27 protein-coding genes are annotated in these 26603 nt (G+C 57.9%); 9 read left to right on the forward strand and 18 right to left on the reverse strand.

The features are described from left to right. Positions 1-28 precede the first annotated feature (28 nt). Both B347_RS0122605 and lnt read left to right on the forward strand, forming a co-directional pair. Positions 29-868, forward strand: a complete 840-nt coding sequence (locus B347_RS0122605) for an HlyC/CorC family transporter (RefSeq protein WP_019411974.1) — start codon at positions 29-31, stop codon at positions 866-868. Positions 869-889: 21 nt separating this feature from the next. Beyond that, positions 890-2413 carry an apolipoprotein N-acyltransferase gene (gene lnt, locus B347_RS0122610; RefSeq protein ID WP_019411975.1) on the forward strand — a complete coding sequence of 508 codons (1524 nt, stop codon included), beginning with the start codon at positions 890-892 and terminating at the stop codon, positions 2411-2413. 49 nt (positions 2414-2462) lie between these two features. Here lnt and B347_RS0122615 read toward each other — a convergent pair whose 3' ends face one another. Continuing rightward, entirely contained in the window at positions 2463-3224 is a 762-nt protein-coding gene (locus tag B347_RS0122615) for a YdcF family protein (RefSeq protein WP_019411976.1), read from the reverse strand. A gap of 154 nt (positions 3225-3378) precedes the next feature. After that, positions 3379-3657 (reverse strand): hypothetical protein, encoded by a 279-nt coding sequence (locus B347_RS0122620; protein ID WP_019411977.1) that lies wholly within the window; start codon positions 3655-3657, stop codon positions 3379-3381. Between the two features lie 232 nt (positions 3658-3889). Between B347_RS0122620 and leuS the strand changes: the two genes are divergently transcribed. The 5 genes from leuS to B347_RS0122645 all read left to right on the forward strand — a co-directional run bounded on the left by leuS (position 3890) and on the right by B347_RS0122645 (position 9958). Beyond that, positions 3890-6496: a leucine--tRNA ligase gene (leuS, locus tag B347_RS0122625; protein WP_019411978.1), complete on the forward strand. Its 2607-nt coding sequence runs from the start codon at positions 3890-3892 to the stop codon at positions 6494-6496. Between the two features lie 89 nt (positions 6497-6585). Beyond that, positions 6586-7191 (forward strand): LPS assembly lipoprotein LptE, encoded by a 606-nt coding sequence (lptE, locus tag B347_RS0122630; RefSeq protein WP_019411979.1) that lies wholly within the window; start codon positions 6586-6588, stop codon positions 7189-7191. Between the two features lie 43 nt (positions 7192-7234). Beyond that, entirely contained in the window at positions 7235-8272 is a 1038-nt protein-coding gene (holA, locus tag B347_RS0122635) for a DNA polymerase III subunit delta (protein WP_019411980.1), read from the forward strand. 172 nt (positions 8273-8444) lie between these two features. Further along, entirely contained in the window at positions 8445-8594 is a 150-nt protein-coding gene (arfA, locus tag B347_RS0122640) for an alternative ribosome rescue factor ArfA (protein WP_019411981.1), read from the forward strand. Between the two features lie 50 nt (positions 8595-8644). After that, positions 8645-9958, forward strand: coding sequence for a lytic murein transglycosylase (locus B347_RS0122645; protein WP_019411982.1), 1314 nt, complete (start codon positions 8645-8647; stop codon positions 9956-9958). A gap of 93 nt (positions 9959-10051) precedes the next feature. Here the strand turns inward: B347_RS0122645 and B347_RS0122650 are convergent, their stop codons facing one another. The 13 genes from B347_RS0122650 to B347_RS0122710 form a co-directional block, all read right to left on the reverse strand. After that, a complete protein-coding gene (locus B347_RS0122650; RefSeq protein ID WP_019411983.1) occupies positions 10052-11005 on the reverse strand; it encodes a S66 peptidase family protein in 954 nt (317 codons plus the stop codon). Between the two features lie 4 nt (positions 11006-11009). Then, the gene (gene lipA / locus B347_RS0122655; RefSeq protein WP_019411984.1) at positions 11010-12050 is read right to left on the reverse strand and encodes a lipoyl synthase; all 1041 of its coding nucleotides are present in this window, start codon (positions 12048-12050) and stop codon (positions 11010-11012) included. A 1-nt stretch (position 12051) separates the two neighbouring features. After that, entirely contained in the window at positions 12052-12705 is a 654-nt protein-coding gene (gene lipB, locus B347_RS0122660) for a lipoyl(octanoyl) transferase LipB (protein WP_019411985.1), read from the reverse strand. Further along, complete coding sequence (locus B347_RS0122665) at positions 12705-12980, reverse strand: DUF493 domain-containing protein (RefSeq protein WP_019411986.1); 276 nt, start codon at positions 12978-12980, stop codon at positions 12705-12707. The genes lipB and B347_RS0122665 overlap by 1 nt, the downstream gene beginning before the upstream one ends. 78 nt (positions 12981-13058) lie before the next feature. Beyond that, a complete protein-coding gene (locus B347_RS0122670; RefSeq protein WP_019411987.1) occupies positions 13059-14216 on the reverse strand; it encodes a D-alanyl-D-alanine carboxypeptidase family protein in 1158 nt (385 codons plus the stop codon). A gap of 175 nt (positions 14217-14391) precedes the next feature. After that, the gene (locus B347_RS0122675) at positions 14392-15381 is read right to left on the reverse strand and encodes a septal ring lytic transglycosylase RlpA family protein (RefSeq protein ID WP_019411988.1); all 990 of its coding nucleotides are present in this window, start codon (positions 15379-15381) and stop codon (positions 14392-14394) included. Further along, positions 15381-16391, reverse strand: coding sequence for a lytic murein transglycosylase B (mltB, locus tag B347_RS0122680; protein ID WP_019411989.1), 1011 nt, complete (start codon positions 16389-16391; stop codon positions 15381-15383). The genes B347_RS0122675 and mltB overlap by 1 nt, the downstream gene beginning before the upstream one ends. Before the next feature lie 17 nt (positions 16392-16408). Further along, positions 16409-17512 carry a rod shape-determining protein RodA gene (rodA, locus tag B347_RS0122685; protein WP_192812409.1) on the reverse strand — a complete coding sequence of 368 codons (1104 nt, stop codon included), beginning with the start codon at positions 17510-17512 and terminating at the stop codon, positions 16409-16411. A 31-nt stretch (positions 17513-17543) separates the two neighbouring features. Beyond that, positions 17544-19439 (reverse strand): penicillin-binding protein 2, encoded by a 1896-nt coding sequence (gene mrdA, locus B347_RS0122690; protein WP_019411991.1) that lies wholly within the window; start codon positions 19437-19439, stop codon positions 17544-17546. Between the two features lie 14 nt (positions 19440-19453). After that, positions 19454-19921, reverse strand: coding sequence for a 23S rRNA (pseudouridine(1915)-N(3))-methyltransferase RlmH (rlmH, locus tag B347_RS0122695; protein ID WP_003444191.1), 468 nt, complete (start codon positions 19919-19921; stop codon positions 19454-19456). 9 nt (positions 19922-19930) lie between these two features. Next, positions 19931-20425, reverse strand: coding sequence for a ribosome silencing factor (gene rsfS / locus B347_RS0122700; RefSeq protein WP_019411992.1), 495 nt, complete (start codon positions 20423-20425; stop codon positions 19931-19933). Positions 20426-20495: 70 nt separating this feature from the next. Then, positions 20496-21218: a nicotinate-nucleotide adenylyltransferase gene (gene nadD / locus B347_RS0122705; protein ID WP_081498339.1), complete on the reverse strand. Its 723-nt coding sequence runs from the start codon at positions 21216-21218 to the stop codon at positions 20496-20498. Continuing rightward, the gene (locus B347_RS0122710) at positions 21187-22458 is read right to left on the reverse strand and encodes a glutamate-5-semialdehyde dehydrogenase (protein WP_019411994.1); all 1272 of its coding nucleotides are present in this window, start codon (positions 22456-22458) and stop codon (positions 21187-21189) included. The genes nadD and B347_RS0122710 overlap by 32 nt, the downstream gene beginning before the upstream one ends. Positions 22459-22619: 161 nt before the next feature. On the opposite strand from B347_RS0122710, the gene B347_RS0122715 reads away from it, so the two are divergent. Both B347_RS0122715 and B347_RS0122720 read left to right on the forward strand, forming a co-directional pair. Further along, positions 22620-23303, forward strand: a complete 684-nt coding sequence (locus B347_RS0122715; protein WP_019411995.1) for a DNA-3-methyladenine glycosylase — start codon at positions 22620-22622, stop codon at positions 23301-23303. 122 nt (positions 23304-23425) lie between these two features. Then, positions 23426-24742 (forward strand): bifunctional DedA family/phosphatase PAP2 family protein, encoded by a 1317-nt coding sequence (locus B347_RS0122720; protein ID WP_019411996.1) that lies wholly within the window; start codon positions 23426-23428, stop codon positions 24740-24742. Positions 24743-24778: 36 nt separating this feature from the next. Here B347_RS0122720 and B347_RS0122725 read toward each other — a convergent pair whose 3' ends face one another. The 3 genes from B347_RS0122725 to B347_RS0122735 are packed head-to-tail and all read right to left on the reverse strand — an operon-like array spanning position 24779 to position 26455. Next, positions 24779-25369: an LON peptidase substrate-binding domain-containing protein gene (locus B347_RS0122725; RefSeq protein WP_019411997.1), complete on the reverse strand. Its 591-nt coding sequence runs from the start codon at positions 25367-25369 to the stop codon at positions 24779-24781. Positions 25370-25379: 10 nt separating this feature from the next. Next, a complete protein-coding gene (locus B347_RS0122730) occupies positions 25380-26090 on the reverse strand; it encodes an LrgB family protein (RefSeq protein WP_192812411.1) in 711 nt (236 codons plus the stop codon). Positions 26091-26092: 2 nt separating this feature from the next. Beyond that, positions 26093-26455 carry a CidA/LrgA family protein gene (locus B347_RS0122735; protein ID WP_019411999.1) on the reverse strand — a complete coding sequence of 121 codons (363 nt, stop codon included), beginning with the start codon at positions 26453-26455 and terminating at the stop codon, positions 26093-26095. Between the last annotated feature and the right edge of the window lie 148 nt (positions 26456-26603).

Consider the following 26603-nt stretch of genomic DNA (forward strand, 5'->3'; position numbering starts at 1 on the left):
AACGACCAAGGGATACGAGTAAATCGCTATGAGCGAAGACCGATCGAGCAACGGGCAAAAGTCATGGTTAGGTAAGCTGACCCAGGCCTTTGCCCATGAGCCGAAAAACCGCCAGGAGCTGCTTGAGCTGCTGCGCGAAGCACATCAGAACAAACTGTTGGACAGCGAAGCGCTGGCCATCGTCGAAGGCGCCATTCAAGTGGCTGACCTGCAGGTCCGGGACATCATGGTTCCGCGCTCGCAGATGATCAGCATCAAAGCGACCCAGACACCCCGCGAATTTCTCCCGGCGATCATCGATGCGGCGCACTCGCGCTATCCGGTGATCGGCGAAAGCCACGATGACGTCCTCGGCGTCCTACTGGCCAAAGACCTGCTGCCGCTGATCCTTCAAGAGAACGGCGACAAGTACAACATCAAGGATTTGCTGCGTCCGGCGACATTTGTCCCTGAGTCCAAGCGCCTTAACGTGTTGCTGCGTGAGTTCCGTGCCAACCATAACCACATGGCCATCGTCATTGACGAATACGGCGGCGTGGCCGGTCTGGTCACCATTGAAGACGTTCTGGAGCAAATCGTCGGCGATATCGAAGACGAGCACGATGTCGAAGAAGACAGCTACATCAAGCCGCTGCCTAGCGGCGACTTCCTGATCAAAGCCCTGACGCCCATCGAAAACTTCAACGAGTTCTTTGACAGCGACTTCTCTGACGACGAGTTCGACACCGTTGGCGGCTTGGTCATGAGCGCGTTCGGTCACTTGCCAAAACGCAATGAAATCACCGAAATCGGCCCCTATCGGTTCCGCATTCTGAATGCTGACAGCCGCCGGATTCATTTGATTCGCTTAACGCCTATTGCCCGCTAAACCTTCACGCTAAGGATTGAAATGCGCTGGATAACCTCCCCCGGCTGGCCCGGTAACTTGCTGGCCGTGGTAGCCGGCGCACTGACAACCCTAGCGCTGGCTCCTTTCGATATATGGCCTTTGGCACTCGTCGCCTTGGCCATTTTCTATCTTGGCTTGCGCGACCTCTCACCTAAACAGGCGCTGGGCCGTGGCTGGTGTTACGGCTTCGGCCTGTTTGGCGCAGGCACCAGTTGGATCTACTACAGCATTCACCACTTCGGTGGCGCCTCGGTGCTCTTGGCCGGCTTGCTGATGCTGGCCTTCACGGCCGCTATCGCTTGGTTCTTTGCCCTGCCCGCCTGGCTGTGGGCGCGTTGGATTCGGCGCAACGAAGCGCCACTGGCTGATACCCTGGCATTTGCTGCACTGTGGGTGGTTCAAGAGACGTTTCGCGGCTGGTTCCTAACCGGTTTTCCGTGGCTTTACTCAGGCTACAGCCAGCTTGACGGCCCACTGGCAGGGCTCGCGCCATTGGGTGGCATGTGGCTAATCTCGTTCACTCTGGCCCTAACAGCAGCCCTGCTGTGCAACTTGCCGCGCCTGATCAAGATCAAACGCAAAGCCTTTATTGGCGCAGCCGTTGTGCTGTTGATCGGCCCGTGGTGCATCGGCATTGCACTCAAGCATCACGCTTGGACCAGCCCATCGGGCAACCCGCTGAGCGTGGCCGCCATTCAGGGCAACATTGAGCAGAGCATGAAGTGGGACCCTGCGCAGCTCAACGCGCAGTTGGCGCTGTACCGCGACCTGACTCTCAGCTCCAAACGTGCCGACCTGATTGTGTGGCCCGAAACGGCCATTCCGGTGCTTAAAGAGAACGCCGAAGGTTATTTGACAATGATGGGGCGGTTTGCCGCTGAGCGAAATTCCGCGCTGATTACCGGCGTACCGATCCGTCAGGAAGTACGCCACGAATCGCGCTACTTCAACGGCATCACAGCGGTCGGTGAAGGCGATGGCATTTACCTGAAGCAAAAACTGGTGCCCTTTGGAGAGTACGTACCGTTGCAGGACGTATTACGCGGCGTGATCGCGTTCTTTGACCTGCCAATGTCGGACTTTGCCCGCGGCCCTTCCGATCAACCTATGTTGCAAGCCAAGGGTTATCAGATTGCTCCGCTGATTTGCTACGAAGTGGTGTACCCGGACTTTGTCGCGGAGCTTGCTGCCCAAAGCGATATTTTGCTGACCATCAGCAACGACACCTGGTTCGGCACCTCGATTGGTCCGCTGCAACATTTGCAGATGGCACAAATGCGCGCCCTTGAAGCAGGCCGCTGGATGATCCGCGCGACCAACAACGGCGTCACCGCGCTAATTAACCCGTACGGCCAAATCACCACCCAGATCCCGCAATTCGAGCGCGGCATCATGTACGGCGAAGTCGTACCGATGCACAACCTGACGCCGTATCTGCAATGGCGCTCATGGCCGCTGGCGATTCTGTGCGTACTGCTCATCGGCTGGGCGCTGATCACCAGCCGGATTGCCAAGACGGTTTAACACCGGAAGGGCCTTGTAGGAGCGAGCAAGATCGCCCTACAAGGCCCACTTAACGATAAAACAACGAGTAGGCAATCTGCCCCACGGCTTCGTTGAGCAATAATCCGGACTGCCAGATCGACTTGTACTCGGGCATCCAGCCTCCAAACGGTCGTGCGTTGTCGGCGCTTAAAAAGCCGACCGGCGCTGGCACCACTTCAAATCCGGCCTGTTCAAAACACCACACTGAACGCGGCATGTGCCATGCCTGCGTGACTACGACGACACGCTTAATACCCTGCGCCAATAAAATATCGGCGGTCATTTGGGCGTTTTCCCATGTGGTACGGCTTTGTTCTTCTTTCCAGCGCACCTCAACACCCGAATCATCGCGCAGCGAATCGGCCATTATCTGCGCCTCACTCGGCGGCGTGCCGTAGTGCAAACCGCCCGTGGTTAGCACCGGCAAGCCCGAAGCCTTGGCCAGTCGTGCCGCATACCGCTGACGCTCTAGCCCGATCATGGTTGGCTGATCACCGCCCCAAGCCGGGTCACCCCGCTCGCGCCCGGAGCCCAGCAGCACAATCGCATCCGCGCGCTCAGCCAGCGTCGACCATTCGCTTTGGGCTAGCGCAGGCTCGCGCTCAACGACGCGCGCGCCCCACTCCACAACAATGGGCAAGCTCATTAACCATAAGCCGCCAAGCCCCAAGGCAAATAGCGCACCCGCCAGACGCGGACGCGAGCGCCGCAACCACCAAGCCAGCAGCAGGAGCAAAAAAAGAATGCCCGGAGGCAATAGAAGTTGTTTAACGAAATATCGAATAGGCATCGAGCATCTCCAGAGATGCCCGAAGCCTAAGGGGGTTGAAGGGTGGCATCAACAGGGCCAGTCGACATTCAAACTCAAGCCCTGATACATCAACCCTGGGTACTCACCGTTTCATCGTGGGCCCGGCGTGAATCGTCGCACAGCCCTACGCTCCCTACGCCCTGTCTTTGAGCCAGATGACCTTGGCCTTTCGAGGGACTTTTTGCATATTCACGCTGCCTTGCGAGCGTTCATCAGCCTCACGCCCGATCCGGTTTAAATAAACGTTGATCAACTCTAACTCGGCACGACTCAAACCACGCAATTCCAACTCAACAGGGCACTCATCTCGTAATCGCACTGCCGTCTTTGCTGAATCAAGAGCCACACTCAAACGATCAATCAGCCGCTCGTACACCTCCGCTTTTCTTTCTTTGCGTTGCGACTCAGCCATCCGTACACCTCATTAAGGAAGTTTCTCCCCCCACAGACAGCTTAGCTGCGCTTGTAAAACCAGCGCGCCGCAGCGACCAACGGAATGATGAGGCAATCAGGGTTTCCCTCGATAGAGTGGGGTCATGTATGCTACGGAACTTCCTGTAACCCCTGCTCCAACCTGACCGGGCAACACAAACGCCTGTGTAAGTTGAAGAGGATTAGGCCACCCTTTATTAGTACAAGTAGCCATGCACGAACAATATCAGCCCCGTGAAATAGAAGCCGCCGCCCAATCATTCTGGGACAACCAAAAGTCCTTCGAAGTCAGCGAAGATCTAGGCAAGGAAACCTACTACTGCCTATCGATGTTCCCGTACCCAAGCGGCAAGCTACACATGGGCCACGTGCGCAACTACACCATCGGTGACGTGATTTCCCGTTACCAGCGCATGCTGGGCAAAAATGTTCTGCAACCGATGGGTTGGGACGCGTTCGGCATGCCAGCCGAAAACGCCGCGATGAAAAACAAAGTCGCCCCGGCCAAATGGACCTACGAAAACATCGCCTACATGAAAACCCAGTTGCGCAGCCTCGGTCTGGCTGTTGACTGGTCCCGCGAAATCACCACATGCAAGCCTGATTACTACCGCTGGGAACAATGGCTGTTCACTCGCCTGTTCGAAAAAGGGGTGATCTACCGTAAAAACGGCACCGTGAACTGGGACCCGGTCGACCAGACCGTTCTGGCCAACGAGCAAGTGATCGACGGCCGCGGCTGGCGTTCGGGCGCGGTGATCGAAAAGCGCGAAATCCCGATGTACTACTTCAAGATCACCGCTTACGCGGATGAGCTGCTTGAAAGCCTTGACGACATGCCCGGCTGGCCGGAGCAGGTCAAAACCATGCAACGCAACTGGATTGGCAAATCCCGTGGCATGGAAGTGCAGTTCCCTTACAACGTCGAGTCCATCGGCGAAGCGGGCGCACTCAAAGTATTCACCACCCGTCCAGACACCTTGATGGGCGCCACCTACGTGGCCGTCGCCGCCGAACACCCATTGGCTACCTTGGCTGCGCAAGGCAACCCTGAGCTGCAAGCGTTTATCGCTGAATGCAAGGGCGGCAGTGTTGCCGAAGCCGACATGGCGACCCAAGAGAAAAAAGGCCTGCAAACCTCGCTGCTGGTTGAACACCCACTGACCGGGGAGAAACTCCCGGTATGGGTCGCCAACTACGTACTGATGCACTACGGCGATGGCGCTGTCATGGCGGTACCGGCACACGATGAGCGTGATTTCGAATTCGCCACTAAATACGACCTGCCCATCAAGGCAGTCGTGCGTACCAGCGCTGGCGACGAAACACCTGCACCTTGGCAGGACGCTTATAACGAGCACGGAACACTGATCAACTCCGGCGAATTCGACGGCTTGGACTTCCAGGCTGCCTTCGACGCCATCGAAGCCGCCTTGACCGCCAAAGGACTGGGCCAATCACGTACCCAGTTCCGCCTGCGTGACTGGGGCATCAGCCGTCAACGCTACTGGGGCTGCCCGATTCCAATCGTGCATTGCGACACCTGCGGTGACGTGCCGGTCCCGGAAGACCAACTGCCAGTCGTACTGCCAGAAGACGTCGTACCCGACGGCGCCGGCTCACCATTGGCGCGCATGCCTGAGTTCTACGAGTGCATCTGCCCTAAATGCGGCGCACCGGCCAAGCGCGAAACCGACACGATGGACACCTTTGTCGAATCGTCGTGGTATTACGCTCGCTACGCCTCGCCGCACTTCGAAGGCGGTCTGGTTGATCGCAAGGCAGCCGATCACTGGCTGCCGGTAGACCAATACATCGGCGGCATCGAGCACGCGATCCTGCACCTGCTTTACGCCCGTTTCTTCCACAAACTGATGCGTGACGAAGGCCTGGTCAGCTCCAACGAGCCGTTCAAAAACCTGCTGACTCAAGGCATGGTAATCGCCGAGACCTACTACCGTAAGCTGGACAACGGTGGCAAGGACTTCTTCAACCCGGACGACGTCGAAATCGAACGTGATGCCAAGGCCAAGATCATCGGCGCCACGCTGAAGACTGACGGCCTGCCGGTGGAAATCGGCGGCACGCAGAAGATGTCTAAATCGCTGAACAACGGTGTGGACCCGCAATACATGATCGAACAATACGGCGCAGATACCTGCCGCCTGTTCATGATGTTTGCCTCGCCGCCTGACGCAAGCCTGGAATGGTCGGACTCGGGTGTTGAAGGCTCGCACCGTTTCCTCAAGCGCGTATGGCGCTTGGCCCACGCTCACGTTGGCCAAGGCCTGCCGGGCGCGCTGGACATCGCCAGCCTGAACGACGAGCAGAAAGTCATTCGCCGTGCCATCCACCAGGCGATCAAGCAAGCCAGCCAAGACGTCGGCCTGCACCACAAATTCAACACCGCCGTCGCCCAGGTGATGACCGTGATGAACGTGCTTGAGAAAGCACCGCAAACCACCGAGCAAGATCGTGCCTTGCTGCAAGAAGGCCTTGAGACTGTTGCGTTGATCCTGGCGCCGATCACTCCACACATCAGCCATGAGCTGTGGAATCAATTGGGGCACGCCGGTGCAATCATCGACGCGCCGTGGCCAACCCTGGACGAAAGCGCGCTGGTGCAAGACACCCTGCAACTGGTTATTCAGGTTAACGGCAAACTGCGCGGTCAGATCGACATGCCAGCAAGCGCCAGCCGCGAAGACGTTGAAGCGGCTGCCCGGATCAACGAAAACGTGCTGCGCTTCACCGAAGGCCTGACGATCCGCAAAGTGATCGTAGTGCCTGGCAAACTGGTCAACATCGTCGCCAGCTAATTGGAACAGGCGCCCGTACTGCGTGCGGGCGCCCAACAAAACCTTTCGGGCCGCCACGTCGGCCTTCCTGGTTTCAAGGGGAGCAACACATGATCAAACGCAACTTGCTGGTGATGGGTCTCGCTGTTCTGTTGAGTGCCTGCGGTTTCCAACTGCGCGGCACCGGCACCAATCAGCTGACCATGACCGAGCTGGGTCTCAGCGCCCGTAACGCATATGGCGATTCGGTTCGCGAATTGCGCCAAGCGCTTGAAAGCAGCGGCGTCAAAGTCACTGACAACGCGCCCTACAAGCTGGTATTGACCAACGAGCAAGAAAGCTCGCGCGCTGCCAGCTATGTCGGCACCAACTCGTCGGTCGAGTACGAGCTAACCAAAATCTGGAAATACGAGATCATCGGCGAAAACAACTTGCCTTTGCTCGACAGCAAGCTGGAAGCGCACAAGGTCTACCTGCAGGACGGCAACAACCTGAGCGGTTCCACTCAGGAAGCGTCGATGACCCGTAAAGAAATGACCCGTGACCTGGTTCAACAAATGCTGTTGCGTCTGTCGCAACTGACACCGGCGCGCCTGGCCGAGTTGCAAACAGTGGCGGACGAGAAGGCACGTGCAGAAGCACAAGCGCTCGAAGCTGCACGCAAGGCTGAAGCCGAAACACCGCAGCAGTCGCCACTCGAACTGCCAAACCAGTAAGGCATACGGGGCGCTCAGGCGCCCCGTTATCTATCAAGCCCCTATGAAACTCGCCCCCGCTCAACTCGCCAAACACCTGCAAGGCAGCCTCTCGCCCATCTACATCATCAGCGGCGATGACCCGCTGCTGTGCCAGGAAGCCGCCGACTCCATCCGCAGTGCCGCCCGCAAACAAGGCTTTGATGAGCGCCAAGTATTCAGCGCCGACGCCAGTTTTGACTGGGGCTCGCTGCTGCAAGCGGGTGCCAGCATGTCTCTGTTCGCTGAAAAGCGCCTGCTGGAGCTGCGGCTGCCCTCCGGCAAGCCGGGTGACAAAGGGGCTGCGGCGCTGCTCGAATACTGTTCACGCCCTGCCGAAGACACCTTGCTGCTGATCAGTTTGCCCAAGCTCGATGGCAGTGCGCAAAAAACCAAGTGGGGCAAAGCACTGGTTGAAGGCCCGCAGACCCAATTCGTACAAATCTGGCCGGTAGACGCCAGCCAGTTGCCGCAATGGATTCGCCAGCGCTTGTCCCAGGCGGGGCTGTCTGCCAGTCAGGACGCTGTCGAACTGATTGCAGCGCGGGTAGAAGGTAATCTGCTGGCAGCCGCCCAAGAAGTCGAAAAGCTCAAACTGATGGCCGAAGACGGCCAGATTACTGTCGAGACCGTGCAGGCTGCGGTGGCTGACAGTGCGCGCTTCGACGTTTTCGGACTGGTTGATGCGGTACTCAACGGCGAAGCGGCGCACGCCTTACGCATGCTTGAAGGTCTGCGTGGTGAGGGCGTTGAGCCGCCGGTGATTTTGTGGGCGCTGGCCCGAGAGTTGCGGGTACTCGCCAACATTGCCTTGCAATACAGCCAGGGAGTCCCGCTGGACAAGGCGTTTAGCCAGGCCCGCCCACCGATATGGGACAAACGCAAACCGCTGATGAGCAAAGCCTTGCAACGTTATTCGGCGCAACGCTGGGCTCGATTGCTGATGGATGCACAGCGCATCGATGCCCAAATCAAAGGGCAGGCGGCGGGTTCTGCGTGGAGCAGCCTTAGTCGATTAACGCTACTGATGTGTGGGCAACGTCTGAATTTGCCATCGGAGTAGACGCAAACTCTGTAGCCGTTGGCGAAGGCTGCTATGAGGTGCGCAGCGACCCGGCTTTCGGTCCTTATCGCAGCCCTCGGCAGCGGCTACGGGGGGAACGGGTCGACACTGGACATCTGCAAAAAACTGGCCGATGATTTGTGCTTGTTTAAATCCAGTGAGAGCACATGCCATGAGCAAGCGCCCCAACAAGGCCAAATCCATCGTATCCCAACCCTTGTTCCGCAGCCGCCAAGAACGCCCCGCCAAAGGCAAAGGCAGCTACCGCCGCGAAGCCTTCCAGTCGAGAGACCGGGAGGCTTTTTACTTTCTGGCTGCCTGACAGCGGGGATGATAAGGTTTGCATCTGATTTGCATTACCTGGACCTGCGCATGCCCTTAAGTTATTCACGTCGTTGGCCAATGCGCCAACTGATTGCTGCTTCCAGCGTCATTTTGTTAGTCGCCTGCGCAGAAAAACCGACCGCAGCCGATGCTCAACCTCTGCCCGTCACGCCCGCTGCGCCCGTGATCACCACCAGCGCTGTCAGCACCGATATGCCAACCATTCAGCCCGCTCAGAGCTTCAGCGAGTGGCAGGCCAATTTCCGTGTTCAAGCCCTGAACGCTGGCGTCTCACCGCAAGTCTTCGACAACGCCTTTGCTGGCGTTACGCCCGATATGAGCGTGATCAAGGCGGACCGCAGCCAACCTGAGTTCAGCCGCCCGGTCTGGGAGTACCTCGACGGCGCTCTGTCGCCTTTACGCGTTCGTAACGGCCAACGCTTGCTGGAGCAAAACGCCGAGTTGCTGACCCGCATCGAGCAACGCTACGGCGTCGATCGCCAGGCTCTGGTGTCGGTCTGGGGCATGGAAAGCAACTTCGGCTCTTTCCAGGGCAACAAGTCGGTGATCCGCTCACTGGCAACCCTCGCCTACGAAGGCCGCCGCCCTGAGTTCGCTCAAAGCCAACTGATCGCTGCGCTGAAGATCATCCAAGAAGGCGATATCACCGCTGAAAAAATGCTCGGCTCCTGGGCCGGTGCCATGGGCCAGACTCAGTTCATCCCGACGACCTATGAAACCCACGCCGTGGATTTCGATGGTGACGGCCGCCGCGACATCTGGAACAGCTCGGCTGACGCCCTGGCGTCGACTGCGCACTACCTACAAAGCTCAGGCTGGAAGCAAGGTCAGCCGTGGGGGTTTGAGGTTCAATTGCCTACCGGGTTTGACTACGCATTGGCCGATGGATCGGTACGAAAAAGCGTCAGTGAGTGGCAGAAGTTGGGCGTTACACTGCCCGCCGGAGCCCAAGCCCCGACTGGCACGCAAGAATTGAGCGCAACCTTGTTACTGCCTGCCGGCTACCGTGGCCCGGCGTTTTTGGTGCTGGACAATTTCCGCGCCATTTTGCGTTACAACAACTCATCGTCGTACGCACTGGCCGTTGGTTTGCTGTCACAGCGTTTCAACGGTGGCGGAACCATTTTGGGTGATTGGCCAAAAGATGACCTGCCATTGAGCCGATCCGAGCGAATCGAGTTGCAAACCCTGCTCACGCAGCGCAATTACGATGCGGGTAATCCTGACGGGATTATTGGCGCAAACACCCGCAAAGCGATCCGCAGTGCGCAACAGGCGTTTGGCTGGCCAGCGGATGGCTATCCTTCGCATAAATTGCTTGAGCGTTTACGTAGCCAATAACCGATTACCCTGTAGGAGCAGCCGGTCGACGCTCGATTGCCTCGCGATCTTTTAAAAGATCAAAAGATCGCGAACAAGCTCGCTCCTGCAGGGTCAGGTTCGAACAGTCACCACCGCCTGCTCAAGCACTACCTGCTGCTTGTCGGCATCCAGACGCACCTGTGCGCCCATCGGCAAGGTGATGTTCGGGTCGCAATGCCCACTGCGCCAGCCAGCCAGCACTGGGATGTTCAACGGCCCTAGCTCTTGCTTGAGCAACCGCTCCAGCGCCTGCACATCAACCCCTGCAAAATCCCCCACGAGCACCCCGCGCAGTTGACCGAGCTTGCCTGCCAGTCGCAGGTGAGTCAGCAAACGGTCGACCCGATACAGAGGTTCGTTGACGTCTTCGATGAACAGGATGATCCCTTGCTCATCCAACTCAAACGCGGTGCCCATGGCAGCGCAGATCATCGACAGATTGCCGCCCAACAAACGGCCACTGGCGCTACCAGGCGCGAGCGTGGTCAATGGATAAGCCGCAGGGTGCTCAAGCAACACCGGTTGCTGACCACTCAGCATGCGAAATAAAGAAGATTCGGTTGGCTGCTGTTTATTAGCCAACAAGTCCGCGTTAAGCATGCCTCCGTGAAAGGTCACAAAGCCTGCATAGCGGGTGATCGCCAAATGCAGCGCAGTAATGTCGCTATAGCCCACAAACGGCTTAGGATGGCGTCGCAATAACTCAAAATCGATGCTTTCAAGAAAGCGTGAGCAACCATAACCCCCGCGCAAACAAAAAATCGCATCAATGCTGTCGTCCGCGAACGCATCATGAAAGTCACGCAAGCGAACGGCATCTGAACCGGCCAGGTAACCGTCTTTTTCCCAGACACCTGCAAACACCCTGAGCTGATAGCCACGGGCATGCATCCATTGAGTTGCGTGTTTCAGATCAAGTTCGGCAGGACCGGCCGGGGCGATCAGGCCGATCACCCCGCCAGCAGGCAGCGCGGGCACCGCGCTGTGAGTCTTGAAAGACACGGGCGCGGTGAGCCGGCTATTCATCGTTTCAGGCACCCACCAGCATGTTTTTAACCAGCTTGGCTTGTTCGTCAGCGTGGTACGAAGAACGCACCAGTGGCCCCGACGCTACGTTTTTGAAGCCCATTTTGTAACCTTCTTCGGCGAACCAAGCAAAGGTATCCGGGTGAACAAAACGTTGCACCGGCAAGTGGCTGCGCGACGGTTGCAGGTACTGGCCCAAGGTCAGCATGTCGATGTCGTGCTCGCGCATGCGTTTCATCACTTCGATGACTTCGTCATCGGTCTCGCCCAAGCCCAGCATCAGGCCGGATTTAGTCGGGATGTGCGGCATCATTTGCTTGAAGCGTTGCAGCAAAGTCAGCGACCACTGGTAGTCAGAACCCGGGCGCGCAGCCTTGTACAGGCGTGGCACGGTTTCTAGGTTGTGGTTGAACACGTCTGGCGGCTCGGCTGCGGTAATTTCCAGGGCGATATCCATGCGGCCACGGTAATCCGGAACCAGGGTTTCGAGCAGCACGTTCGGCGACAGTCGGCGGATTTCACGGATGCAATCGGCAAAGTGCTGAGCGCCACCGTCACGCAAATCGTCACGGTCAACCGAGGTGATCACCACGTACTTCAAACGCAGGTCAGCAATGGCAATTGCCAGGCTTTCCGGCTCGTTGACGTCCAGTGGCTTCGGACGGCCGTGGCCCACGTCGCAGAACGGGCAGCGACGGGTGCAGATGTCGCCCATGATCATGAACGTCGCCGTGCCACCCGAGAAGCACTCGCCCAAGTTCGGGCAGGACGCTTCTTCGCACACGCTGTGCAACTTGTGCTTACGCAGCAAGGCCTTGATGCGGTCGACTTCCGGCGACACCGGGATGCGAACGCGGATCCAGTCCGGCTTCTTTGGCAACTCGGTGGTCGGGATGATCTTTACCGGGATACGCGCAACCTTTTCGGCACCGCGCAATTTAACGCCGGTCTCAACCTTGGAACGGGCCTCTTGCGCACGGGCCACACGTTCGGAGATATCCAGCGTCGGGATCAGGGTTTGAACAGCGTCTTGCGCAGTAGTCATATCAATCGATTCCGCCCGTTAGGGTCGTCTGCTCAGCATAGTCGAGGTGTTTGACGAGCTGCGCGCGCAGCCGGGCACTCACCTCGGCAAATTCAATCGGCCCTGCACGGTCACACAACTGGGTCATCGCCAGCCCCGCATAACCACAGGGGTTAATCCGTCGAAACGGTTCCAGGTCCATGTCCACATTCAGGGCCAGACCGTGAAAAGAGCAGCCATTGCGAATACGCAGACCCAATGAGGCGATTTTCGCGCCGTCAACGTAAACGCCCGGGGCATCAGCTTTGGCCGCTGCGGTCACACCGTAAGTGTCCAGCAGGTCGATCAAGCAATGCTCCATGCGGCTCACCAGTTCTCGTACGCCAAAACCCAGACGGCGCACGTCAAGCAACAGGTAAGCGACCAACTGGCCGGGCCCGTGATAGGTCACTTGCCCGCCGCGGTCCGACTTAACCACCGGAATATCACCCGGCAATAACAGATGTTCGGCCTTGCCTGCCTGGCCTTGGGTAAACACGGGCGGATGCTGCACCAGCCAAACTTCGTCTTGCGTGTCCGGCTTATGCTTGCGCTCATCAGTGAAACGCTGCATCGCCAGCCACGTACGCTCGTAGTCGAGCTGACCCAGCTCGCGGACACCCAAGACCTGCGACATCACAGCACCATGTGTACGAAGCCGGTGGCCCGCAATTCGCTGTTGATGTTGTACAGCTGGTCTTGATCGGTCGCAACAATGTGCAACTGGATCGTGGTGTATTTGCCGTTGGTGCTTTGGCGCTCATCAATGCGCTGATCATTGATCTTCGCGTGCTTGAGCACGATCTCAATGATCTTGTCTTTGTTGCCCACACCCGTGTCGCTGATCACCTTAACCGGATAATCAGTTTGAGGAAATTCGATCTTTGGCGCCTTTACTTCGGTGTCGGTCATGGCGTATCGGCCTCGTAAGCCCAGGACTACAGAATGACCCCGTGCACGGTAAGCACGGGGTCATGCAGGGAAGTGCTATCAGTTGAACATCCCATAGAAGAATAGACGGATGCTATCCCACACGCGGCGGAAAATACCACCTTCCTCAACCGGCTCAAGGGCGATCAGGTCGGCGCTGTGCACAACCTTGTCGTCCAGCTTGACCTCAACCTTACCGATCACATCACCTTTGGCGATAGGCGCCATCAGTTGTGGGTTCATGGTCATGCTGGCGGCCAGCTTTTTCAATTGGCCTTTAGGCAACGTCATGGTCAGGTCATCGGCCAAACCGGCTTTAACCTGATGAGTGGTGCCTTTCCAGACCGGAGCCTGAGCCAGCTCAGTGCCTTTCTGGTAGAAGGTTTGGGTTTCGAAGAAGCGGAAGCCGTAGGTCAACAGCTTCTGAGTTTCAGCCGCACGGGCCGCTTCGCTGTTAGTACCGAAGACCACGGCGATTAGGCGCATGCCATCACGTACAGCCGAAGACACCATGCAGTAGCCGGCTTCGTCGGTGTGACCGGTTTTCAGACCATCGACGGTCTTGTCACGCCACAGCAACAAGTTGCGGTTAGGCTGTTTGATACCGTTCCAGAAGAACTCTTTCTGCGAGTAGATCGCGTAGTGAGTCGGGTCTTCGTGGATGATTGCACGAGCCAACAACGACATGTCGTGAGCCGACGAGTAGTGCTCTGGGTTCGGCAGCCCGGTCGGGTTCATGAAGTGGCTGTTGGTCATGCCCAGGTCGCCAGCGGTTTTGTTCATCATGTCCGCGAATGCGTCTTCGCTGCCGGCGATGTGCTCAGAGAGCGCTACGCTGGCGTCGTTACCCGACTGAATGATGATCCCGTGCAGCAGGTCGCTGACCGAAACTTGGGTGCCGACCTTGATGAACATGCGCGAACCACCTGTGCGCCAAGCGTTCTCGCTGACAGTCACCGGGTCGTTCTCGCCAATCTGGCCGCGACGGATTTCGAGGGTCGCGATGTAAGCGGTCATCAGCTTGGTCAGGCTGGCTGGCGGCAGACGCTGGTCGCCATTGTTTTCAACCAGCACGTTACCGCTATTGGCATCCATCAGAACGTAGGCTTTGGCGGCCAGTTGTGGCGGCGACGGCATCATCTCGACTGCCCAGGCAGCCGGGGTGATGATCAGCGGGACAAGCAGGCACAGGCGTTTGGCAAAGGTGGTGATGTTCATCCGTCTCTCGAATTTGTTAATCAAAACTTACCCTTGCGGGCAAAACTTTTGTGGCAGCCGTTTAACGGGCTGTCGCGTATTCAGTTGCAAGCCAGCCTCTGGGTAGGCTTTTATTGTTGATCCTTGCAACTGCGTGTGGGCCTCCAGGGTTCAAGGCCCAACGCTTTAATCAGTGTTACTGATCCGTCACAACGCTCGGTTGGCCCAAATTGGCCAATCGCACGCTGTTTTGCATTTGCTGCACTTCACCGGCCGACGCAATCGGCCCTAGGCGAACGCGGTGCAAGGTTTGCTGATTGCGTACTACCGAGCTAATAAAGACGGGTGCGCTGACCATGCCACTGAGTTTGGATCGAAGCAACTCGGCAGCGTCCGGATTTGCAAATGCGCCGACTTGCAAGTAAGTACCCTGGCCCTTTTGCGCAACCATGGGCGGGATCACATCCGAAGCGTGTTGCTGGGGCGGCGGTGTCCACTGCTCCACCTTGCCGGTCGAAACCGTCAAACCAGGTGCCGCCTGAGCGACTTTAGGCTCGTTGAGCATCAACGGCGCCGGGCGACCACGCTGGGCCCACCAGGCTTGCGGGTCAATCCCTTCAACCTTGACCCGCGCGGTGCCGGTTTCGGCATAGCCGAGTTTTTTGGCCGCTGCGTACGACAAGTCGATGATGCGGTCCGAATAGAACGGGCCACGGTCATTAACCCGCAAAAGCACAGTCTTGCCGTTGTCTAGGTTGGTCACTTTGACGTAGCTGGGCAAGGGCAGTGTTTTATGCGCGGCGCTCATACCGTACAGGTCATACACCTCGCCATTGGCGGTGTTCTGGCCGTGGAACTTGGTGCCGTACCAAGACGCAGTGCCCGAGGCCACATAAGTTTTGGACTCTTGCATCGGAAAGTAGGTTTTGCCCAACACCGTGTAAGGGTTGGCCTTGTAGGGTCCGGTATGCAGGGTCGGCGTGGCATCCGGGATGCGCGAGACATCCACATCCCACCACGGCGCGCCGTCTTTGTGAGCACGGTTGATGTCGAGCCCCGGCTTAGAGCTGATGGCAGTCGAGGTTTGCGGGCTGCTCGAACGACTGTTCGAACAGCTCACCACCAGCAGCGCCATCGCGGCGCAGGCAGCGAGTTTCAACGGTGTGCGGATAGCAGGAAACGCCATTACTTGTTGCCCCGAGCTTGAACCAGCAGGTCGGACAGTTGATGCACTGCCATGGCGTACATCACGCTACGGTTATAGCGTGTGATCGCATAAAAATTCTTCAGGCCCATCCAGTATTCAGGACCATTTTCGCCTTCCAGACGGAACGCCGTTACGGGCATGTCGTCGCGCAGCGCATCATGACTCGACCAGCCTAGCGCTCGCAACTCCCCGACCGTCTTGACCGGTTCAATGCCTTGGGTCAAACCTTCATCGACCCGATCGCCCTGCACATCGGCACGCGCCACCACCGGCTCGCCCGCGACCCAACCATGGCGCTTGAAGTAACTGGCAACGCTGCCAATGGCATCGTCCGGGTTGCTCCAGATATTAATGTGGCCATCGTTGTCAAAGTCCACCGCATAGGCGCGAAAGCTGCTCGGCATAAACTGCGGCAACCCCATCGCCCCGGCGTAAGAGCCTTTAAGGCTCAACGGGTCGACTTGTTCTTCGCGGGCCAGCAACAGGAATTCGCGCAATTCCTTACGGAAAAACTCGGCGCGTGGCGGGTAATCAAAGCCCAGGGTCGACAGCGCATCAATGACCCGGTAATTGCCGGTGTTGCGACCGTAGAAGGTTTCGACGCCGATGATCGACACAATCACCTGCGCCGGGACGCCATACTCCTGCTCGGCACGGGCCAATACGGCTTCGTGCTCACGCCAGAAGTCGACACCGCGCGCGACCCGCGCGTCGGTCAGAAACATCGGGCGGTATTCTTTCCACTGTTTGACGCGCTCGGCCGGGCGAGAAATAGCGTCGAGAATGGCCTGCTTGCGCTCAGCCTCACGAAAAACACCCATCAGCTGTTCACCGGCGAACCCGTAGTCACGGGTCATCTGCGCAACGAATTCAGCCACTTGGGGCGAACCTTCATAGTCGCCGGCCACCGCGTTATGCGCGGCACCGAACAGACCCAGCAGGCCTACCCATGACGCGTATCGAGCGGCCCAGCCACGCATTGCTTGCATTGAATTGTTCACCTTAATCAAACTTGTGCGATCCACTTTCGATGCGTGTGGATCGACATCAAAACTCCAAACGCTGACAGCAGCGTCACGAGCGAAGTTCCGCCGTAACTAATAAACGGCAATGGCACACCCACCACCGGCAACAGGCCACTGACCATACCGATGTTGACGAAAACGTAAACAAAAAAAGTCATGGTCAAACTGCCAGCCAGCAACTTGCCGAACAGCGTCTGTGCCTGTGCGGTAATCACCAGACCGCGACCAATCAACAGCAGGTAGATCAACAGCAACGCGCAAATGCCCACCAAGCCGAACTCCTCCCCCATCACCGCGATGATGAAGTCGGTATGGCTCTCGGGCAGAAAGTCCAGGTGCGACTGGGTGCCCAGCAGCCAGCCTTTACCAAATACGCCGCCTGAACCAATGGCCGCCTTGGACTGAATGATGTTCCAGCCGGTACCCAGCGGATCGCTCTCGGGGTCAAGGAAGGTCAGGATTCGCTGCTTCTGGTAGTCGTGCATGATGAAAAACCACATGGCAATCGCCACCGGTATGGCGGCCGCCAGCACGCTGATAATCCAGCGCCAGCGCAAACCGCCCATAAAAAGCACAAATGCACCGCCAGCCAGTACCAGCAGCGCAGTCCCGAGGTCGGGCTGACGCACGATCAAGCCAAAGGGAATTCCAATCAGCAACAAGCTGACCGCCACGTGCTTGAGCTGCGGCGGCAAGGTGCGTTTGGAGAGATACCAGGCGATGGTCGCGGGCATCAGGATTTTCATGAATTCAGAAGGCTGGAAGCGAATGACCCCCGGAATGTTGATCCAGCGCGTAGCGCCCATGGCGTTGTGGCCCATGACGTCCACCACCACCAGCAACATGACCCCGGCCAGATAACCGATCGGCACCCAACGCGCCATAAAACGTGGCTCCAGTTGGGCAATGATGAACATCGAGACCAGACCGATACCAAACGAGGTCGCCTGTTTGCTCAACAGGTCCCAGCTTTTGCCGCTGGCCGAATACAACACAAACAAACTGCCCGCTGCGAGTGTCAGCAACAAAATCAGCAAAGGGCCGTCGATGTGCAAACGCTGAAGCAGCGTGGCACGGCGACGCATCACATCCTCACTGGAGAGGATGCGGTCAAAATTACTCATCATTGGCCGTAACCTCCGCCTTTGAAGCACTGGCGTACTCAGGTTTGAGCTTGCCGTCTGCATCCAACAGCCAGGCATCCATGACCGAGCGCACCACGGGTGAGGCCACACGGCTGCCGGCTTCGCCGTTCTCAATCATGACCGAGACCGCAATTTGCGGGTTGTTAGCCGGTGCAAAGCCGACGAACAAGGCGTGGTCACGGTGACGTTCCTGGACCTTGGAGCGGTCGTATTTTTCGCCCTGCTTAATTGCCACCACCTGTGCCGTACCGCTCTTACCGGCAATCAGATACTGCGCCCCAACGCCAGCAACCCGCGCTGTACCGCGCGCGCCATGTACCACTTGCTGCATGCCGTGGGTGACCTTGGCCCAGTTGGACGGGTCGCGCAGCACAATATCGGGCATTGGATTGGGGTCTACTGGCGGTACACCTTCAATGGTTTTAGCCAGGTGCGGGCGGTTCCACTTGCCTTTGCTGGCAATCAGCGCGGTCGCTTGGGCCAGTTGCAAAGGGGTGGACTGCATGTAGCCCTGACCAATCCCCAGAATCAGCGTTTCGCCCGGGAACCACGCCTGACGCCGGGTCGCACGCTTCCACTCACGGGACGGCATAAGACCGGCCGATTCTTCAAACATGTCGAGCGAGACTTTTTGACCAATGCCGAACTGATTCATATACGTCGACAAACGGTCGATGCCCAGCTTGTGCGCCAGGTCATAGAAGTAGGTGTCGTTGGAGCGCATGATCGCGGTGTCCAAATCGACATAGCCATCACCCGTGCGGTTCCAGTTACGGTATTTGTGATCGTAATTGGGCAACTGGTAATAGCCGGGGTCATAGACCCGAGAAGTGCCGGTCACGACACCGCTGTCCAAGCCCGCAATCGCAACCGCAGGCTTGATGGTCGAACCCGGCGGGTACAGGCCACGCAAGATCCGGTTGAACAGCGGACGGTCAATCGAGTCCCGCAGCTCAGCGTAGGCCTTGAAGCTGATGCCGGTTACAAACAGGTTAGGGTCAAAGCTCGGCTGGCTGACCATGGCCAGCACTTCACCCGTCATGGGGTTCAATGCGACCACGGCGCCACGTCGACCGGCCAGCGCCTCTTCAGCCGCCTCTTGTAACTTGATATCCAGGCTTAGAACGATGTCTTTACCCGGAATCGGGTCTGTTCGCTTAAGCACCCGTAACACACGGCCACGCGCGTTGGTCTCAACTTCCTCGTAACCCACCTGACCATGCAGCTCGGCTTCATAGAAGCGTTCGATACCGGTTTTGCCGATGTGATGGGTGCCGCTGTAGTTGACCGGATCGAGGGTTTTAATCTCTTTCTCGTTGATGCGCCCCATGTACCCCACCGAGTGCGCAAAATGCGCACCTTGCGGGTAGTGGCGTACCAACTGTGCAACCACCTCAACCCCGGGCAAACGGAACTGGTTGACGGCAATCCGGGCGATTTGCTCTTCATTGAGCTCGAACAGAATCGGCACCGGCTCAAACGGCCGACGCCCCTGCTTCATGCGCTTTTCAAACAAGGCGCGGTCTTCAGGCGTGAGTTGCAGCACCTCGACGATGGCGTCGAGCACTTGCGCCCAGTCGCCCGAGCGCTCACGGGTCATGGTCAGGCTGAAGCTGGGTCGGTTGTCTGCGATCACCACACCATTACGGTCAAAAATCAGACCGCGAGTCGGGGGAATCGGCTGCACATGCACCCGGTTGTTTTCAGACAGCGTGGAGTGATAGTCGTACTGCACCACTTGCAAGTAGTACAAACGAGCAATCAGTACGCATATGAGAGCCACCACCACGAATGCGCCGACCACGACGCGTCTGCGCACAAGGCGTGCGTCCTTTTCGTGGTCTTTGAGGCGAATCGGCTGGGTCATTCTGGGGCGCTGAGCTATTTGTGATAAGGGTGCCCGGACAATACCGTCCAGGCGCGATACAACTGCTCACCGATCAGAATCCTTACCAACGGGTGCGGCAACGTCAACGGCGACAGCGACCAGCGCTGATCGGCGCGGGCGCAGACTTCTGGCGCCAACCCTTCTGGGCCGCCCACCATAAAGTTCACCGTACGCGAGTCGAGGCGCCAGCGGTCCAGCTCAACCGCCAGTTGCTCGGTACTCCAGGGCTTGCCGTGCACTTCGAGGGTGACAATTCGCTCCCCCGGGCCGACTTTGGCCAGCATGGCCTCGCCTTCCTGACGGATGAATCGGGCCACGTCAGCATTTTTGCCACGGGTATTGAGCGGTATTTCTACCAGTTCAAGGGCCAACTCGGATGGCAGACGCTTGGCATATTCATGCCAACCTTCCTCCACCCACTTGGGCATCCGCGAACCGACAGCGATCAAACGCAGGCGCACAGCTAACCCTTATTCCTGGTCTTTGTTGAGCTTGATGAAATGCTCGTGGGTGTTTTCCGGGCTGTGGTGAGCAGCGCTCAGGGCACGGCTCTGTTCAGCACCTTGCCACAGACGTTCGAGGTCGTAGAACTGACGTGCGCTGGCGGTCATCATGTGTACGATCACGTCGTCCATATCCAGCAGTACCCAGTCGCTGTCGCCCTTGCCTTCTTCGCCCAGCGGCTTTACGCCCTGTGCTTTAACAGCTTCGCGGACCTTGTCCAGCATCGCGCCGATTTGGCGGTTGGAGGTACCGGTCGCGATGATCATGAAATCAGTGATGCTGTGCTTGTCACGAACGTCGATAACCAGGATGTCTTGGGCTTTTACGTCTTCCAGAGCGGCAACAGCTACTTTCGCCAGTTCTTCACCAGCCAGTACTACGCCCGTGTGAGCGGCAACTGGCAGCGGGGCGCTTTTGAATGTGCCTTTGCGCTTTACTTTGCTTACATCTTTGTCAGTCATATAAAACTCGTTTTGCTCGTATGTTCGGGTACTTCAATACACGTTGAATCGTGCCTTGAAACACGCCTTTTCAGTTCGACGCACGGTAAAGCCCGTGCGCATCGATGTAGGCCAGGACCGCGTCGGGCACCAGATAACGTACCGACTTACCGCTGGCCAGCAGTTGACGGATCTGGGTGGCGGATACCGCGAGCGGCGTCTGCCAGACGAATGCAATCTGTCCGCCGGGCCCCTTCAGGGCTAGCGGGTCGCTTACCGAGCGCGCTGCCAGCAGGTTGCGCAAGGCATCCGGCGGTTCGCTGTCGGCATCCGGGCGCTGTAGCACCAGGATATGGCAATGCTGGAGTAACTCTTCCCAGCGGTGCCACATGGGCAGGCCGCAAAAAGCGTCCCAGCCCAGCAATAAAAACAACTGGTCATCAGCGGCCAACTCGGCCCGCATCAGTTCCAGGGTATCAATGGTGTAGGACGGCTTGTTCCGTTGCAGTTCCCGAGGGTCCACCACCAGCGTAGCTACTCCGGCAACAGCACACTCAACCATCGCCAAACGGTCGAGCGCTGACACCTGAGGCGTGTCGCGGTGTGGCGGCCTGGCGTTGGGGGTAAGACGCAACTCATCGAGTGCCATCATTTCCGCCACTTCAAGCGCGCCCCGCAAATGCCCGATATGCACCGGGTCGAAAGTGCCCCCCAGCACACCAATGCGCCGGGGTAACACATCAATGACCGGCACCACCACTAACGGGCTAAGGTCGACCAAGTCAGCTCGGCTCCTGACCGCGCAACTGGCCATCACCGACCACGATGTACTTCTCGCAGGTCAACCCTTCGAGACCGACCGGGCCGCGGGCGTGCAGCTTATCAGTAGAAATGCCAATCTCCGCACCCAATCCGTATTCAAATCCATCAGCGAAGCAGGTTGGGGTGTTCAGCATCACTGAACTGGAATCGACTTCGGCCATAAAACGGCGGCCTTCGCCCTGATGCTCGGTCACGATCGAGTCCGTGTGATGGGAGCCATAGTGATTGATGTGCTCAATCGCCTGATCCAGTCCATCAACGATACGAATCGACAAAATCGCGGCCAAGTATTCAGTGTTCCAGTCTTCTTCGGTCGCGGGTGCCACGTCGATCAGCGCCTGAGTGCGTTCACACCCGCGCAATTCGACGCCCTTGGCACGAAATTGTTCGGCCATGGCCGGTAAAAACTGCGCCGCAACAGACTGATCAACCAGCAAGGTTTCCATCGCACCGCAAATGCCATAGCGGTAGGTTTTGGCATTGAAGGCGATACGCTGAGCCTTGGCCAGATCAGCATGGGCACTGACGTACACATGGCAAATACCGTCCAAATGCTTGATGACCGGGACCTTGGCATCGCGGCTCACACGCTCGATTAGGCCTTTACCACCGCGCGGCACGATCACATCAACGTACTCGGGCATGGTGATCAGCGCGCCAACGGCAGCACGGTCAGTCACCTCAACCACTTGCACCACAGCCGGCGGCAGCCCGGCCTCGGCCAGACCTCGCTGGATGCAGGTCGCAATGGCACGGTTGGAGTGAATGGCTTCAGAGCCACCCCGCAAAATGGTCGCATTACCCGACTTCAAGCACAGGCTGGCAGCGTCGATGGTCACGTTCGGGCGCGACTCATAGATAATCCCGACCACGCCCAACGGAACACGCATCTTGCCGACCTGAATACCCGATGGACGGTAGCTCATGTCACGAATTGCCCCGATGGGGTCCGGCAGACTGGCCACCTGGCGCAAACCGACAATCATGCTGTCGATACGTGCCGGGGTCAGTGCCAGACGCTCCAGCATCGCGGGCTCTAGGCCGTTGGCCCGGCCAGCGGCCAGGTCCAGTTCGTTGGCGGCAGTCAACTCGGCACGGGCCGCATCCAATGCGGACGCAGCGCCTTGCAAGGCACGGTTTTTCTGCGCAGTGCTGGCACGGCCGATCACTCGGGAGGCTTCACGCGCAGCGCGACCCAAGCGGGTCATGTAGTCAAGAACGGACTCAGTCATGGTCTCAATGGTCTTGGCAGAGGGGAAAGCGGCCGATTATAGCGATCAAGCCGCCTCACGCACAGCGGTGACAGGCGGATGGTCAAAATGGGCTGCAAATAGCCCTCGTTCAGCCCCAATTAAGCATGACTTGCTATGCTTTCTTGCTTTTGAGCCCTCCAATGACCGCTCTGACGATGCCAACTATGCTGCCAGACGCCTTTTTCAACCGCGACGCCCAACTGCTCGCGCGCGAACTGTTGGGAAAGGTCATACGCCATAAGGTCAACGGACTTTGGCTCAGCGCCCGCATTATCGAAACCGAAGCGTATTACTGCGCCGAAAAAGGCAGTCACGCCTCACTCGGGTACACAGAAAAACGTAAGGCTTTGTTTCTGGATGGCGGGCATATCTACATGTACTACGCGCGCGGTGGTGACTCGCTGAACTTCAGCGCCCACGGGCCTGGCAATGCGGTCCTGATTAAATCAGCCCACCCGTGGCTGGACAAACTGTCCGGCCCCGCGAGCCTAGCGCAGATGCAACTCAACAATCCCGATGCTAAAGGCCTGCCCCGCGACGAGCACAGGCTATGTGCGGGGCAGACATTGCTGTGCAAATCCCTCGGCCTGAAAGTCCCGGAATGGGATGCCAAATGTTTCGACCCCGAACGATTAAGGGTCGATGACGTCAGAGAACGACCGTCACGAATCGTGCAGACCACCCGCCTGGGGATCCCGCACGGTCGCGACGAACAGTTGATGTACCGCTTTGTCGACGCTGATTACGCAGCGTACTGCACCCGCAACCCGCTGCGACGCGGGCAGGTTGAGGGGCAGGATTACATCAGTTTGAACAACACCTAACCCTTGTAGGAGCAGCCGGTCGACGCTCGATTGCCTCGCGATCTTTAAGATCAAAAGCTCGCTCCTACAAGGGTGCGATGAAGACAACAATCTCTAAAAGTTCTGAATAAGGAAGTTGAAGTATGGGCCCATGGCTCGATAGCGTGACCAGTTGGCTGACTGCCAACCCGCAATGGCTGGGCCTGGCGGTATTTATTGTGGCGTGCACAGAGTGCCTGGCCATTGCCGGGATCATTGTTCCTGGCACGGTATTACTGTTTGCAATCGCAGTCATGGCCGGTAGCGGTGCCCTTTCCTTAGGCGAAACACTACTGCTGGGTTTCCTCGGCGGTTTGCTGGGTGACGTGCTGTCTTACGCTCTAGGCAGACGTTTCCATCAAAATATTCGGCGCCTGCCCTTGTTGCGTAACCACCCAGAATGGATAGCCGGGGCCGAGAGTTACTTTCATCGCTACGGCATCGTCAGCCTGCTGGTCGGCCGATTCATTGGCCCGCTGCGCCCGATGCTGCCAATGGTCGCTGGGATGTGCGACATGCCTATCCCGCGCTTCATCATCGTCAGCCTGCTGGCTGGTGCGGGTTGGTCGGTCGCCTACCTATTGCCTGGCTGGGCGACCGGCGCAGCCATTCGTTTGCCGCTACCAGAAGGTTTCTGGTCACAAGCCGCCATTGTTGCCGTAAGTATCGCGGCGCTGTTGGGGCTGTGTATCCACGCCAATATCCGCCGGCAGCCTAAAGCGACCGTACTGATCGGTGCACTGAGCCTGGCCCTGCTGATCGCGGCGTTTTTCGGCTACACACACATGAGCGCATTCGACCAAGGTATCAACGCCTTGGTGCAAGAGCACCGCAGCAGCGCCATGGACTTGGCCGCTGTGCTAGTGACGCAAATCGGCAACTTCCGTACTCAACTGTTGGCCGCAGCGCTGGTGTGTGCGTTGCTGTTTTTCAACAAACAGTGGCGGGCGCTGATCTTCTTCGGCGGGGTCACGCTGTTTACCGCCGTGGCCAATACCGCCACCAAACACTTCTTTGCACGCATGCGCCCTGAAGTACTGGTGGACCCGCTAACCAGCTACAGCATGCCCAGCGGCCACAGTTCAGGGGCGTTTGCCTTCTTTTTGGCATTGGCGATTCTGGCTGGCCGCGAAAAACCGAAACGCATGCGCATTACCTGCGTGCTGATGGGTTGCCTGCTGGCGATGACCGTCGCCATGTCGCGGGTGTACCTGGGGGCTCATTGGCCGACTGACATCATGGCCGGCGCTCTGCTCGCCATCACCGTCAACGCTTTTGCCCTAGCGCTGACCCAGCGCTACCTAGTGCTGACACCGGTTCCGGTGAAAGTGTGGTGGATGATTTTGCCTTCGTGTGCGGCGCTGTATGGCTTTTTCATGCTTGGCCATTTATCCAAAGAGATGCTGCGCTACGCCTATTAGAAGATCAAAAGCCCGCTCGTACAGGGGGCGTGAATATTAGTTGAGCATGTCGCCCTGCATTTCATCGAGCAGGGCCTGGATCCCGTCCAGACGTTGCTGCGGGTCATCAACCTGCAGCAAGTCGATCTTGTCTTCTTCAGCAAAGGGCAGCAGATAGGCCAATTGGTTAGCCAGTGATTGCTGACCTGCCACCTCGGTGCTCATGTTCAGCGCAGCAACCATCGGGTGTTCTGCCAAGGCCTTGAGCAACGCCAAAAGGTCTTGGTCCTCATCCTGGAGCGGCTGCTCCGGGATCTCATCCAGCCATTCAACTTCGGCTATCAGCAACTGGTCGCGCTGTAACTCGGTGCTCAGCACCTCAAACCGACGTCCACCTTCGACTCGAATCCCCAGCAAGCCGTTTTCCTGCTTCTGGAAATCACGAACCAACGCCTCACAGCCAACCACGGCAATGTCTTGCGCAGCTTCACCAACTTCACTGCCCTCAAGAATGCACACCACACCAAAGCCGGTGCCTTGCTTCATGCAGCGGGCGATCATGTCGAGGTAGCGTGCTTCGAAAATCTGCAAATCCAGCACACAGCCCGGAAAAAGCACAGTACTCAACGGGAACAGCGGCAACGTCATAACACCCTCCTTACACCACGAGCGTCACGGCCAGCGGTAAAAACACCGCCGTGCCCACGCCCATTAAACTCATCGCCAACGCTGCAAAAGCGCCGCACTCCTCGCCCTCATGCAAAGCCACCGAGGTGCCCACTGCGTGAGCGGTCATGCCCAGCGCCATGCCACGTGCTTCTGGGCTGTGCACGCCTAGCAGGTTCAACAGGCCCGGGCCAAAAATCGCCCCAATCACCCCGGTAATCAGCACAAATACCGCGGCCAGCGCTGCTACACCGCCAATTTGTTCGGCCACCAGCATCGCAATCGGCGAGGTCACCGACTTGGGCGCCAAGGTCATCAGCATCATGTGCTCGGCACCAAACCACCACGCCAGCAGCACCACCAACCCGGTGGCCAACACCCCGCCAATCACCAGCGTAGTAAAAATGGGCCAGAACAGCTGACGAATTCGTCGCAGGTTGAGGTACAGCGGTACCGCCAACGCCACGGTCGCCGGGCCCAGCAAAATACTTAGGATTTCAGTGCTCTTGCGGTATTCGGCATAGGTCAGGCCGCAACTGACAAGCACCCCGATCACCAGCAACATGCTGGCCAGCACCGGCTGTAAAAAGATCAACCGGGTTTTTTCATACGCCGCGAGCACCAACTGGTAGGCACCCAAGGTAATACCGATACCAAACAACGGATGGTGGATCACGGACTGCCAAGCAGCTTGCCATTCCACGCTCATGGCCGCTCCTCACTCGCGCTGTGCGGCTTGAGCAAGCGCTGCATCAACACACCGACAAACGCCATTGAGATCAACAGAGACAAGACCAACGCACCGGCAATGGCCCAAAAATCGGCGGCAATATCGGCCGCATAGACCATCACCCCGACCGCAGGTGGCACCAGTAAAAGAGGCAGATAACGCAACAGGCCTTTGGCCGCCTCGTTCAAAGGCTCACTGACCTGGCCAGACACCAACAGATACACCAATAGCAGCAACAAGCCGATAATCGGCCCGGGCAGCACGGGAATGAACAAGTGATTGAGGGCGGTGCCAAGCAATTGAAACAGCACCAACCATGTCAGGCCGCGTAACAGCATCTCTCATCTCCAGCGATTTTTTTTGCGCCGCATTATAAGCACGTCCCGGCAAACCTCACCGAAGCGGATCACGATCTGCGTTCACCTGAGCGCAAACAAAGAATATGTGCGCATGTTTCATCTGCTCCTATAGACAGCCTCCATTGCT

The sequence above is a fragment of the Pseudomonas psychrophila HA-4 genome (assembly GCF_000282975.1).
In the GTDB taxonomy this organism is placed as follows: Bacteria; Pseudomonadota; Gammaproteobacteria; order Pseudomonadales; family Pseudomonadaceae; genus Aquipseudomonas; species Aquipseudomonas psychrophila_A.